13 protein-coding genes are annotated in these 12,219 nt (G+C 59.4%); 6 read left to right on the plus strand and 7 right to left on the minus strand.

Translation table 11 applies throughout. From position 1 onward, the window contains the following. Positions 1-11: 11 nt before the first annotated feature. A complete protein-coding gene (locus tag ACUNV4_RS13265; RefSeq protein ID WP_430879042.1) occupies positions 12-1,445 on the minus strand; it encodes a protein kinase domain-containing protein in 1,434 nt (477 codons plus the stop codon). Positions 1,446-1,635: 190 nt separating this feature from the next. Beyond that, positions 1,636-2,229 (minus strand): hypothetical protein, encoded by a 594-nt coding sequence (locus ACUNV4_RS13270; RefSeq protein WP_430879043.1) that lies wholly within the window; start codon positions 2,227-2,229, stop codon positions 1,636-1,638. A 121-nt stretch (positions 2,230-2,350) separates the two neighbouring features. Between ACUNV4_RS13270 and rnt the strand changes: the two genes are divergently transcribed. Together rnt and arfB are read left to right on the plus strand one after the other, a co-directional pair. Then, on the plus strand, positions 2,351-3,013 hold the full coding sequence (gene rnt / locus ACUNV4_RS13275) for a ribonuclease T (RefSeq protein WP_430879044.1): 663 nt from the start codon (positions 2,351-2,353) through the stop codon (positions 3,011-3,013). 15 nt (positions 3,014-3,028) lie between these two features. After that, positions 3,029-3,445 (plus strand): alternative ribosome rescue aminoacyl-tRNA hydrolase ArfB, encoded by a 417-nt coding sequence (gene arfB / locus ACUNV4_RS13280; protein WP_430879045.1) that lies wholly within the window; start codon positions 3,029-3,031, stop codon positions 3,443-3,445. Positions 3,446-3,501: 56 nt separating this feature from the next. Here arfB and grxD read toward each other — a convergent pair whose 3' ends face one another. Further along, positions 3,502-3,840, minus strand: coding sequence for a Grx4 family monothiol glutaredoxin (grxD, locus tag ACUNV4_RS13285; protein WP_430879046.1), 339 nt, complete (start codon positions 3,838-3,840; stop codon positions 3,502-3,504). A 240-nt stretch (positions 3,841-4,080) separates the two neighbouring features. Then, complete coding sequence (locus ACUNV4_RS13290) at positions 4,081-4,686, minus strand: superoxide dismutase (protein WP_430879047.1); 606 nt, start codon at positions 4,684-4,686, stop codon at positions 4,081-4,083. 336 nt (positions 4,687-5,022) lie between these two features. Here ACUNV4_RS13290 and ACUNV4_RS13295 point away from each other — a divergent pair, with 336 nt between their 5' ends. Genes ACUNV4_RS13295 through ACUNV4_RS13305 form a run of 3 tightly spaced genes read left to right on the plus strand, consistent with a single transcriptional unit; the run spans position 5,023 to position 7,761 of the window. Beyond that, positions 5,023-6,234: an aspartate aminotransferase family protein gene (locus ACUNV4_RS13295; protein ID WP_430879048.1), complete on the plus strand. Its 1,212-nt coding sequence runs from the start codon at positions 5,023-5,025 to the stop codon at positions 6,232-6,234. Continuing rightward, positions 6,206-7,153, plus strand: a complete 948-nt coding sequence (argF, locus tag ACUNV4_RS13300; RefSeq protein WP_430879049.1) for an ornithine carbamoyltransferase — start codon at positions 6,206-6,208, stop codon at positions 7,151-7,153. Before ACUNV4_RS13295 ends, argF begins: the two co-directional genes overlap by 29 nt. A 5-nt stretch (positions 7,154-7,158) precedes the next feature. After that, positions 7,159-7,761 carry a hypothetical protein gene (locus tag ACUNV4_RS13305; RefSeq protein WP_430879050.1) on the plus strand — a complete coding sequence of 201 codons (603 nt, stop codon included), beginning with the start codon at positions 7,159-7,161 and terminating at the stop codon, positions 7,759-7,761. Between the two features lie 46 nt (positions 7,762-7,807). Here the strand turns inward: ACUNV4_RS13305 and ACUNV4_RS13310 are convergent, their stop codons facing one another. Beyond that, positions 7,808-8,854: a patatin-like phospholipase family protein gene (locus tag ACUNV4_RS13310; RefSeq protein ID WP_430879051.1), complete on the minus strand. Its 1,047-nt coding sequence runs from the start codon at positions 8,852-8,854 to the stop codon at positions 7,808-7,810. A 177-nt stretch (positions 8,855-9,031) separates the two neighbouring features. On the opposite strand from ACUNV4_RS13310, the gene ACUNV4_RS13315 reads away from it, so the two are divergent. After that, a complete protein-coding gene (locus ACUNV4_RS13315; protein ID WP_430879052.1) occupies positions 9,032-9,871 on the plus strand; it encodes a hypothetical protein in 840 nt (279 codons plus the stop codon). A gap of 6 nt (positions 9,872-9,877) precedes the next feature. On the opposite strand, the gene ACUNV4_RS13320 is transcribed toward ACUNV4_RS13315, so the two are convergent. Together ACUNV4_RS13320 and ACUNV4_RS13325 are read right to left on the minus strand one after the other, a co-directional pair. Continuing rightward, on the minus strand, positions 9,878-11,401 hold the full coding sequence (locus ACUNV4_RS13320) for a hypothetical protein (RefSeq protein WP_430879053.1): 1,524 nt from the start codon (positions 11,399-11,401) through the stop codon (positions 9,878-9,880). Between the two features lie 108 nt (positions 11,402-11,509). Further along, on the minus strand, positions 11,510-12,100 hold the full coding sequence (locus tag ACUNV4_RS13325) for a polysaccharide biosynthesis/export family protein (protein ID WP_430879054.1): 591 nt from the start codon (positions 12,098-12,100) through the stop codon (positions 11,510-11,512). Between the last annotated feature and the right edge of the window lie 119 nt (positions 12,101-12,219).

Here is a 12,219-nt window from a genome sequence, read left to right on the forward strand (position 1 = left end):
CAATCAGTCATTCACAGCAGGACATCGCACTCGGCCGTATCGGCGAGTGCGTTGCCTGCCCTGAGCAGCTCGGACACATGTCGATAGAAGTGCAAATGGACTTTCGACGGCAGCTTGCTCAATGAACCCGCAGACAATTCCAGCGCCTTGACATCGGTCAGTGCCACGACATCATGCGACGCAGGAGCGCCGCTGATGAAACTGGCTTCGCCAAGACTGTCGCCTTCCGACAACAGTCGCAGATGGCGGTCCTGCGCCCGGATACTGGCAAGCCCGTCGGTGATCACCAGCAGACGACGTACCGTTGTCCCGCACGCTGTCAGCGTGTCCTGTGGACCAAAGCGGCGCACCTGCACACGATCGAGCAACTGACTGATCTCGGCCTCGGAAAACGGCCTGAAAAAGGACTGCTGCCGAAGCCTGCGTATGAGCCTCTGCCGGGCCAGGGGGCGGCGACTCTGCACGCCGAATTTCTCGATGAACGGGCGCAGGGCACGCGCCATGTCCTGGCCTGTCTGGTAGCGAACCTCGGGTTTCTTTTCCAGCGCCCTGGCCAGCACACTGGACAGTTCCGCAGGCAGGTCCGGACGTATCTGACGCAGACGCGGTGCAGGTCGGTGAACGACCGTGCGGAACAGATCCTTCACCTTCTTTGCCTTGAACAACTGACGCCCGGTGAGCAGTTCGAACAGCACAGTTGCCAGCGAGTAGAAATCGCTGGGTGGCCCCAGATCACGCCCCAGAATCTGCTCAGGCGACATGTAGTTGGGCGTGCCCAGTGTCGGCCCCTTGCGATTGAGCTCACCCTCATCTCGCAGGCCCACGGCAATACCGAAATCCAGCAACTTCACCACGCCATTGTTCGCCAGCATGATGTTCGCCGGCTTGATGTCTCGATGAAGAATTCCCTGCTGGTGCGAGTAGTCCAGCGCCATGCAGCACTCGGCAATCACACGCAAGGCCTCATGTACCGGCAACAGGGTCTTGCCCTTGCCGTATTCCTTCAGGGACTTGCCTTCAACCACCTCCATGACCAGGTAATTGAGCTCTTCGAATTGTCCGGCATCGTGTACGGTGACGATATTCTGGTGCGTCAATCGACCGGCGGCAATGATCTCGGTCTGGTAGGCACGTTGGGCCCCGGGTACCTTGCCAGTGGACACATGCGCCTCACCCATTGGCGATAGCTTGATGGCCACTTCCCGTCCCAGCAGATTGTCCAGCGCCTGATGCACGACGCCGCAGGTACCGGAACCGATTCGTCGACCAATGGTGTAGCGACCGATCTGATCAGGCACCACGATATCCAGCGGCTTGATCGAGACCGGCGCCAATTTATCGTCGCCCTCCGGCTTCACAGCCGAGCCGTTCTCGCCCTTGCCGCCGGCAGATGCCGCATCGGCGCTGGATCGGGGCGTCTGTCTGGAAGCGGCAGGCTTTACCATGCCCGCATCCACTGCTCGTTGCTGCAACCGAGGTTCATTGCAGGCAAAAGCACGCCGGGCGAGACGTGAGGACGCTGAGGAGCGTTGTCGAACAGGCACGGACACGGGTGACGTTGTAAACCTTTGGCACGACGAACGAATCGCGGATCATATCATTCTCGCATCAGTATCGAACAAGCCTCTCATTACCTCAGACTCCTGCGAAGCCAGACGCCAAGGTCATTGGCCGTACATCCGGGCCACTCGGCAGCGAGATCTTCTCCCTGTCCGTGCTCAGCTCGGGTACCGGCCAGATCGAGGCCACCACGGCCGACAGCACGATGAAGAATGCCACCGACATCACGACGCTCACGAACATCCTGACCTCGAAGGTATGCCTGATGACATGCGCCATCAGTGACAGCCCCCAGACCAGCAACACGAAATCGGCCACCGTACTCGTTGCCATGGCCGCACCCGTGGCATCGGGGCGCAAGGCGAACAGCGGCAGGGCTGCAAGGTTGATGAAGGTGGATGCCCCGCACAGACCACCAAACGCCTGCTCGAAGCGGGCCGTGCGACCGACGATACTCAAGGCTATCCAGATTGCAACTCCGGTGCAGCCCAGATCGATCACAGCCTGCAGAAACGCCCGCTCCACACCGAATGGCACAGCCACGGCCATGACGTAACTGACCAGCGCCAGTCCAGTCCCTATCTGCATCTGCTCACGGCCAGGCGGCAAGTCTTGCGGCTTGCCCATGAGAAACGCAATGTTGAAATACTGCTGAAGCAGGTTACGCACAGTGCAGAACGTCGCGTATTCGGGAAAGGTTCGATGGTATCACTACACCGGCGTGTATGATTCTCCGCTAAGTTAACCTCCCTATCCTTTAATCCGCACCGCTCAGGAGCGCTTGGCGTATATGTATCAACCCGGAAAAGCCTATTCCCTCAGTGAACGTTTCAGAGGCTATCTACCCGTCGTCGTGGATGTCGAAACCGGGGGCTTCAACGAGCGCAATGATGCCCTGCTGGAAATTGCCGCCGTTCTGCTGGACGTGGACGATCAGGGCAAGCTTCGCCCGGTCAAGAGCTACACCACCCACGTCGTCCCGTTCGACGGCAGCAACATCGAACCCAAATCACTGGAGATCAACGGCATCGACCCCTACCACCCGCTGCGGGCCGCCCGCGAAGAGCGTGAAGCTCTTGCGCACATCTTCAACCCGGTGCGCGATGCGGTATCGGCGGCCAACTGCACACGTGCCATCCTCGTGGGGCACAACGCCTTTTTCGACCTCAAGTTCGTCAATGCTGCCGCCGATCGCTGTGGCATCAAGAAGAACCCGTTTCATCCCTTCAGCTGTTTCGACACGGTATCCCTGTGCGGCCTGGCCTACGGGCAGACTGTACTGGCACGCTCCGCCGTGGCGGCAGGGATGGAATGGGACACCTCGGAGGCACACTCCGCCATTTACGACACACGCATGACCGCCGATCTGTTCTGCTCGGTGGTGAATCGCTGGGAAGAACTGCATGCAGGCATCGACGCACCCATCGCGGATGGGTCCTACGTGCCCCGCTGAGGACCCGCTGGAACCGTGCTGAAGATCAATGACACCTTGTCCATACCACTCGAGGAAATCGAGTGGCAGGCCATCCGTTCACAGGGAGCAGGTGGCCAGAATGTCAACAAGGTGGCATCTGCGGTGCACTTGCGATTCGATATCAGCGCCTCGAGCCTGCCGGATCACATCAAGCAGCGCCTGATGAACATCAAGGACAAGCGACTGACCAAGGATGGGGTGATCGTGATCAAGGCGCAACAGCACCGTCGGCAGGAACAGAATCATGCCGATGCTCTCGAACGATTGGCCGAACTGATTCGGCTGGGGGTGCATGTGCCGCAGAAGCGTCGACCAACCCGACCGACACGCAGTTCGGTGAAGCGACGCCTGGAGCACAAGACCCGCCACTCACGGCTCAAGGCCGGACGCGGCAAGGTCGATTTCGATTGAGATGAGGAACTGCCGGATGCAGGACAATCAGCCTGCCCGGCATGTTCTCGAACGCTTCAGTCTGAAGGTCGGGCCGCCTTGTCGATCATCTTCTGCAGCTCACCACTTTCTGCCAGCTCCATGACGATATCGCAGCCACCGACCAGTTCCTGTTCGATGTAGAGCTGCGGGAAGGTGGGCCAGTCGGACACCTGAGGCAGGGTTTCGCGAATGGCGGGGTCGGCAATGATGTTGACGAATGCAAATTCCTTGTTGCATTGCTTCAGCGCTTCCACGGTACGCATGGAAAAACCGCACATGGGCAACTGCGGTGTGCCTTTCATGTACAGGATCACCGGGTTCTCGGCAATCTGCTGCTCGATACGGGTACGGACGTCGGACGCTTGATCACTCATGGTGCTGCTTGCTCACGGTCAGATACGAATTCATGGACAGACACGACAGTGTACGCCCGCCGCCTGGCAGGTACACCGGAATGAATCGTAATGTGGGGAATCACCGACAGAACTGCAAGAGCCCGACAAGGGACTGCAAGGACTTTTTCCGTGAAAAGTCGAGGTCGGCAGGGTGATACAGGGACAGAACCCGCCAGGTCGGTCAATGCCGACCCGGCAGGCAACAGCGAAGCCGAATGATCAGCTGGCTGCTGCGAAACGCTCGGAGGTCTTCGCCCAGTCGACCACTTCCAGCCAACCGTCGATGTAATCAGGACGCTTGTTCTGGTACTTCAGGTAGTAGGCATGCTCCCACACGTCCAGCGCCAGAATGGGCGTACCCTGCTTCTCGGCCACCTGCATCAGCGGGTTGTCCTGATTGGGAGTGGAGGTGATCTCCAGTTTGCCGTCCTTGACGATCAGCCAGGCAAAACCGGAACCGAAACGACCGATACCGGCCTGCTTCAGACCGGATTTCAGCTCATCCATGGATCCGAAGGCCGAGTCGATGGCAGAGGACAGCTCGCTGCTGGGAGCACTGCCGCCGTTGCACATGGAGTTCCAGTACAGGATGTGGTTGTAGTAACCACCACCGTTGTTGCGGACTGCAGGCGATGTGCTGGCGTCCACCATGCCCATGACTTCTTCCAGGGACTTGTCAGCCATGGGCGTGTCGTCGACTGCGCCCGTGAAATTGTTGAAGTAAGTGCGGTGATGCCGGTCATAATGGATTTCCATGGTCTGGGCATCCACATGTGGCTCGAGAGCCGTGAAGTCGTAAGGCAGGTCTGGAAATGAAAAGGACATGTAAATCTCCTGAAGGGTTGACCGATAAGACTGCCGCCGCCACGCTGCGCGTCGGCTCTACTGGTGACCGAGAGCATACCAAGACACAGCCGCAGGTGGCAGTCTGGTGTAAATCGGCATCTCCCGGGCGCAAATACAGCGGTAATGACCCGCATATGGTCTCACCGGAGTTTCCGCCTTGGCAAGCGTGGGGACCGACGAAAGCATATTCTGTATCGATCAGACTCATCGCCCCGCCATTTCAAGGGCCTCAACAAGCCCTGATGGGTTGGACTGCGGCCGCAACTGTAATAGTATCAAGCGCCTGTTTCCCATAATAACCAAAGGCTTTTTCCAATGGCTTCACTGATGGCCGCTTACGGTCGCCTGCCTGTCACCATGCAACGCGGTGAAGGTGCTCGCCTGTGGGATGATCAGGGACGTGAGTACCTGGACGCCCTGGGTGGCATTGCCGTGTGCGCGCTGGGTCATGCCGATCCCGCCATCAGCGAAGCCATCGCCGAGCAGGCGCGCGAACTGATGCATGTCAGCAATCTGTACCACATCCCCCAACAGGAGGCTCTGGGAACAGAACTGTGTCGCATAGCCGGCATGGACAAGGCCTTCTTCTGCAACTCCGGCGCCGAGGCCAACGAGGCCTGCATCAAGATTGCACGTTTGCATGGCCATGCCAAGGGCATTGAGACACCGACCATCCTGGTCATGGACACGGCGTTTCATGGTCGCACCATCGCCACCATCTCGGCCACGGGCAACCAGAAGATCAAGGCCGGCTTCGGCCCCATGGTAGAAGGCTTCGAGGTCGTGCCATTCAATGATATCGACGCCATCAAGGCGGCAGCGGCAAGTCGTGACGATATCGTGGCCATCATGGTGGAGCCGATTCAGGGCGAAGGCGGTGTCAACATCCCGGATGAAGGCTATCTGCAAGCGCTGCGCAGAGTGTGCGACGAGCACGACTGGCTGCTCATCTGCGACGAGATCCAGTCCGGCATGGGCCGTACCGGTCACTGGTTTGCCTTCCAGGCGGAAGCGATCCAGCCCGATCTCGTTGCCGTTGCCAAGGCGCTGGGCAACGGCATGCCCATCGGTGCCTGTCTGGCCCACGGCACCGCAGCCGAGCTGATCCAGCCAGGCAGTCATGGCACCACCTTCGGTGGCAATCCCATTGCCTGCCGCGCAGGACTGACTGTCATTCAGCAAATGGAAACGCGGCATCTGGTGGCCCGTGCCGGCGAACTGGGGACACGCATTCTCGACGGCTTCAGCAACAGCCTGCACAACCAACCCGGTATTCGCGACATCCGTGGTCGAGGCATGATGCTTGGCATCGAACTGGATGTTCCCTGCGCCGAACTGGTCGGCAAGGCGCTGGAGGCCGGCATTCTGTTGAACGTCACCGCCGGCAATGTCATTCGCCTGCTCCCGCCCTATATCCTCTCCGACGCCGAAGCCGATGAACTGGTGCGACGCATCAGCGATCTGATCATCGACTTTCTGCAACAATCCGACCTGCCTGATGGCAGCGACGCCGCTGCCCACGCCTGAACACCCCAACGACATGCGACACTTTCTCTCAGAAAACGACCTGACCGCGGACGAATTCCGCGCCATCATCCAGCGTGGCAGCGAGTTGCGCAAGCAGTGGGAATCCCACAGCTGTGAAGCCACTCTGCCGCGTCGCGTCCTGGGCATGATCTTCGAGAAATCCTCGACTCGTACACGTGTCTCCTTCGAAGCCGGCATGACACAGCTGGGCGGCCACGCCATCTATCTGTCACCCGAAGGTACGCAGCTGGGACGTGGCGAGCCGCCCGCCGATACCGCGCGGGTACTGTCGCAGATGGTCGATGTCATCTCCGTGCGCACCTTCTCGCATGACATGCTGGAACGCTTCGCCGAGATCGCCACCGTACCGGTCATCAACGCCTTGACCGATCTTCTGCATCCCTGCCAGTTGCTGGCCGACATGCAGACCTACCTCGATCATCGCGGCGACATCCGCGGCAAGCGGGTTGCCTGGATCGGTGACGGCAACAACATGTGCAACTCCTACCTCAATACGGCAGCCCTGCTCGGCTTTCACCTGACTTACGCCTGCCCCGACGGCTATGAGCCTGATGCCGGGATCCTGGCCAACGCCGGCAATCATGCCAGCCGTGCCGACTCACCGGCCGAAGCCTGCAAGGATGCCGATCTGATCGTCACCGATGTCTGGGCCAGCATGGGCCAGGAAGCCGAACAGAAAGCCAGGGAGGCGGCTTTCGAGGGTTATGAAATCACTACCGACATGATGGCACTGGCGCAGAAGGACGCCCTGTTCATGCACTGCCTGCCGGCCCACCGTGGCGAGGAAGTCTCGGCCGAGGTCATCGACGGCGCACAGAGTGTGGTCTGGGAGGAAGCAGGCAATCGTCTGCACGCGCAGAAGGCCCTGCTTGAGTTCCTGCTGCTGCGGGAAGAGTGAACCGTTTGCGCACACAGACCAGCACGCAAGCCGACACTGCCATGACCATCACGCAAGCCGAGACTGCCATGACCATCAAGGATGCCTTCAACGACGACGAATGGTTTCTGCTCAGCGCCATGCCGGGCATGATCGGCGCGGCCATGAGCAATGCAGCCCCCAGCGGCATCATCGGCACAATCAGGGAAATGAGCGCCGGTATGCGTGCCTCCGTGCACGCACGCGAAACTCATCCGGACAGCGAGTTGATCAACGCATTGTTGAGCAAGGCCGACAACTGGGATCAGGCCAGGAACAAGATGGCCGATTATCGTGAGCGGGCCCAGCAGCGCGTCAGTTCAGCCAACATCAGCAGCCGCGAGGAACTGCAGGCCATGGCCATCGAGGATTGTCGAGCAGCCACGGCGCTGGTTGGCGAACGCTGCAGCGAAAGCGAGGCCCATGCCTACAAGCAATGGACGATCGACATCGCACTGGCGGTAGCCAAGGCCGCCAAGGAAGGCAGCATCCTCGGCATTGGCGGGGAACGAATTTCAGCCGCCGAACGCGAGCTGCTGCATCGTATCGAATCCACGCTGGGTGTGCAGTCCGGCATCCTGTTTGCCTGAGACTCGGCCCTGATCGATCAGGGCGCCTCGTCTCGAATGGCCGTTCTCAGCGGTCCGCCTGCCCCTGGAACATGGTCTTCAGGTCCACCGTGTTTCTCTGACCGATGTCATCGTAGTGCTGCTCCAGCCAGGTGCTTGCACTCTGCCGACCGATATCGCGCAACAGACACAGAAAACCCCACTCCGCATTCAGCTTGGAAGAGGCTCCCAAAGGTCGCAGGGCCTCCTGATTCTCGATGATGTGAATGAACTCCCGTCGATATTGATGCCCATCCACCTTGCCGGCCTCGAGCAGGCGATCCACGAATTCTATCGACCGAAGCTCCTTCAACAGACTGGCATTGAAAGTGATTTCGCTCACCCGGTTCTGGATCTCCATGGGCGTCCTGGGAACTCCCTTGCGCTCGATGGGATTGATCTGCACCACCACGATATCCGCCGAGTCCGTGTGGTGATGAAAAGGGAACAGTACCGGATTGCCCATGTACCCGCCGTCCCAGTACGGCACGCCGTCGATGACGACAGCCTGTGACAGTTGCGGCAGACAGGCGGATGCCATGACCATGTCCGCTGTCAGATTGTTGCTGTCGAACACCTTGACACGACCGGTCTCCACATTGGTCGCCGAGATGTACAGCTGAATATCCGTACAGTTCTGCACACAGTCGAAGTCGACACAGGACTCCAGTATCTTCTTGAGGGGATCGATGTTCAGTGGATTGAACTGATAGGGCGACAAGGTGCGAGTCATGGCGTCCATGGCCTGATACCCCACGGAATTTTCCATGGACCAGGTCCCCATCAGATAGTCCAGCGGGGCTCGTTGAACGGGGCTGCAACGGGCTGCCTCGCTGACCGCTCGCCAGAATTCTTCCAGCTTTTGACGCGCCTGTTGCGCCCCCCCGTTCACATGACCATGGGCAAGTACCACGGCATTCATGGCTCCCGCCGAGGTGCCGGAAATAGCCGCTATTTCCAGTCGCTCATCTGCCAGTATCCGATCCAGTACTCCCCAGGTGAAGGCGCCATGCGACCCTCCCCCCTGCAGGGCCAGATTGATTCGTTTACGTGGTGCAGACCTGGGCTTGTTCATGGATAGGGAGAGTCTTTCCTGTTGCCTGACATTCGGTTGATCCGGCAAGGATGCCGGGTATGGATCGTGGGCGCTACCGTTGCATGGACCATCAGACTCGCTTCGAGGTTTCATGAAGATGGCGTATTCGTTGCTTGGCAGTGCGTTGGTTCAACGCATCATCGAGGACGCAAGCACATGACACGCTCTCTCCCCTGGCCCTCCACAGGCCCGACGAAGGGTGTCGCATTTGCCATTCACCTGACGCTGAGTCTGCTGGTTTTTTCCGTTCTGGTCATCGTCATGCTGCTCTACTGGTTTCCCGGCGAGCTGTTCTTTCTCGACGGTGGCTGGCAGGGCCTGAAACTGGTCGCAATGATCGACCTGGTACTGGGGCCGGCTCTGACCCTGATTCTGTACAAACCCGGCAAACCCAAACTGTTGCTGGACATGTCTCTGATTGCTCTGTTGCAGATCGCAGCACTGGGTTATGGCTTCTACACTACCCACCAGCAACGTACCGTGGCCATCGTGTTTGCCGAAAACGGCTTCAACACCGTCTCGGCCAGTGACAACCGGACATCCGATCAGCAATTGCTCGCCATGAACGAGGAACCTCGCCCCCTGCCGCCGGCAAGCCTGCTGCATTTGCCCCTGTTGCTGACCCCGGAGCCTGACGATTTCGGTCAGTTTCTGGCAGACATCCTCAACGGTTATCCCGGCCCGCAGGGACGCAGTGACCAGTACGTTCCGCTGACACAACATCATGCGGCCATACAGAAGGATGCGCTGGACTGGCCGGCGATTGTTCAACGGGGCGCAGACGCCGCCGTACAGAACGCACTGGAGAAGCGCCAGCTGCAGGCCGAGGATGTCGAGTTCTACACCTTCAAGGCCCGCTATGCCAATGGCATTGCCCTCTTTGATCCCTCAAGCATGACGATCCTGGATTACGTACCGGACGAAGCCCCACCAATTGCCGCCGCTGCACCTGCCTCCGATGAGACAGAGACAGGGACGGCGCAACCGCTCGACTGAACCGCCTTACAGCCCGTTGGCTTCAGCGGCATCCCGGACTTCCGAGGGTGGCGTGTATTTCAGTGCCAGCAATATGGCATTGCTCTCGGCCGATACCGGATCGATCTGCGCCTTCTGTCGGCGGTAGCGATAGGCGGCCGACACTGTCCAGTTGCGTGATGCCTTCCACTCGATCTTCGGCTGGAAACTGATGAATCGACGGGCAAAACGGTCATTACTGATGGCTCCCAGGCGATCCGGCTCGTACGCTCTGGCACGCACGGACAGGTTCAGGCGTGGCGAGAGAACCCGATCCAGCGTACCGGTCAGCTCATGGGTTTCCACCTGTGTACCGGAACTGCTGGGCTCCACATCCACGGCAAACTTGCCTGCATAGCGGGTCACGCCGGCATCGTAGGTCAGCGAGACACTGGCCAGCCAGCCGTCGGTTTCAGTCTCGAGTGCATCCAGGCTCTCCTGGGGGATCGGGCTGCCACCTTCGGGGATGTCCGTGGCACGCAGCGTGTCACTCAGGTCGGTGGTATTGGTGTAGACACCGCCATCGACACCCAGCAGCAGCGTGCGCGTCAGAAAGCGTTCGATACCGAGCTTGAAAGTCGCCGTGGTCGAGATGGAATCGCGTCGCGCCTTGCGCCGGATGTCCTTTTCATCCGGGTCCGAGATCAGATCCTCGAACGGAATGAAGGCCAGGGTATCCGGCTCTACCTCAGCCGTGTAGTGGCTGTAGGATGCGGTGACGCTGAACGTGGTGATGGGCGTGTACTTGTAGCGGAATCCCATTTCCAGTTCGGCTTCCTCGAAGTCATCCAGTTCGCCGCTGGGGGTGAAGACGCTGCCGACATCATCGATGGTCACCTCGTTATAGGACAGGGGAACACCGTCGAAACTGCCATCCGCCGACCGCGGAAAGGTATCGATATACCGCCGATAGATCGCATCCTGAGGGTCAGGCAGGTCGTGATCCACCGTGGTGTAGGTAAGCTGCGAATCAAACGCCAGTCGACGTGTCAGATCGTACTCGAAGGACGGCTCGATCACCCATTCCTGCCGCGCCACATTGCTCGATTGTGTCAGATCGAGGCCGGTATCCGACGCCAGACTGCTGCTGTCACTCAGATCGGCTGCAATATCGCGGCTCGGGGTATCCTGGGTGAAGGTCACCAGTACGCCGTAGCGTGAGCGAGCCGTGCGATGCACCGCTTCGGCCGCGGCAATCTGATTTGAATCCAGGCCTTCATCACCGTTGTCGTTGCTGGTCGTCAGCAGACCATCGACCCTGACCAGACCGCGATACGAAGTCGCCTGCGATTCACGGCTGAGGCCCAGTTCACCCACGGCGCGCGTGGCGCTCAGCGATCCATCACCGGCCGGAATGAGGTAGTAGTTGTCGTCGAAGCGCTGATCGAGAGAGATCGAGGGCTCGAAGACCCAGACATCCGCCACCGCAGGCAGCGAGACCAGCGAGGCCGACAGACTCAATATCGTCAAGGTACTGACGCAGTTGTTTCCGGACCTGTTGAACAGTGCCATGCGTGTAATCCCGATGCGTTAGGAAGCCGAAATTGCCGGAGACAGACGATCTCCGGGTTCCACTCAGGCGATGCCTTTCCCGAATCGGCGGAAACGGGAAACCATCAGCTAGGGAACGAGGACGACATCTCCACTTTGCAGGATTATATTCTGTTCCAGGTTGCGACCGCGCGATACATCACGGAAGTCGAATTCATAGGTCACTTCGCGACCGTCCTGACGACGCAGCACCTGAATGTTGCGGTTGCTGGCGTAAGGGGTGAAGCCGCCGGCCAGGGTCAGAGCCTGAACGACATCCACATAGCGTCCCAGGGTGAACTGACCCGGCGCTTCCACTTCACCAAGCACGAATACGGTGTAACCGGAGATCTTGTCGACAGAGACCGTGACCTCGGCATCGGGGACATAGCGCTGCAGACGTGAGCGGATCTCGTCCTGAACTTCCAGCGGCGTCCGGCCGGAGACCTGGATGTCCCCCGCCAGAGGGAAGGAAATACCGCCATCGGGACGCACAAGTACCTTGCGATCAAGGTCCTCTTCCCGCCACACCGAGATGTGCAGAACGTCCTCTGGACCGATGCGATACTCCAGGCCATTGCCAGCCTGGGCATTGACCAGTGTCGGCACTGCCAGCAGCAGCGACAGCAGCGCACCTGCGAACATGGACAGACGGGACTTCATGGAACGGGTGGTGGGCATTGGAAGGAGCTCCTGAGCGTGGACAGGCACCGTGGGCCACGAGAGCCCACTCATCTGTCGAAGATTCAATGCCGAGCAGTATAGCCGATCAATCAGAACTGCAAGTGAGAGCGGTAGCA

The organism is Granulosicoccus sp. 3-233 (genome assembly GCF_052681095.1).

What these genes read in the sequence shown, in the direction of transcription:
- ACUNV4_RS13265 (WP_430879042.1), bottom strand. Translation starts at nt 1,445, where the DNA reads ATGGTAAAGCCTGCCGCTTCCAGACAGACGCCCCGATCCAGCGCCGAT.
- ACUNV4_RS13290 (WP_430879047.1), bottom strand. Translation starts at nt 4,686, where the DNA reads ATGTCCTTTTCATTTCCAGACCTGCCTTACGACTTCACGGCTCTCGAG.
- ACUNV4_RS13310 (WP_430879051.1), bottom strand. Translation starts at nt 8,854, where the DNA reads ATGAACAAGCCCAGGTCTGCACCACGTAAACGAATCAATCTGGCCCTG.
- ACUNV4_RS13315 (WP_430879052.1), top strand. Translation starts at nt 9,032, where the DNA reads ATGACACGCTCTCTCCCCTGGCCCTCCACAGGCCCGACGAAGGGTGTC.
- rnt (WP_430879044.1), top strand. Translation starts at nt 2,351, where the DNA reads ATGTATCAACCCGGAAAAGCCTATTCCCTCAGTGAACGTTTCAGAGGC.
- grxD (WP_430879046.1), bottom strand. Translation starts at nt 3,840, where the DNA reads ATGAGTGATCAAGCGTCCGACGTCCGTACCCGTATCGAGCAGCAGATT.
- argF (WP_430879049.1), top strand. Translation starts at nt 6,206, where the DNA reads ATGGCAGCGACGCCGCTGCCCACGCCTGAACACCCCAACGACATGCGA.
- ACUNV4_RS13295 (WP_430879048.1), top strand. Translation starts at nt 5,023, where the DNA reads ATGGCTTCACTGATGGCCGCTTACGGTCGCCTGCCTGTCACCATGCAA.
- ACUNV4_RS13320 (WP_430879053.1), bottom strand. Translation starts at nt 11,401, where the DNA reads ATGGCACTGTTCAACAGGTCCGGAAACAACTGCGTCAGTACCTTGACG.
- ACUNV4_RS13325 (WP_430879054.1), bottom strand. Translation starts at nt 12,100, where the DNA reads ATGCCCACCACCCGTTCCATGAAGTCCCGTCTGTCCATGTTCGCAGGT.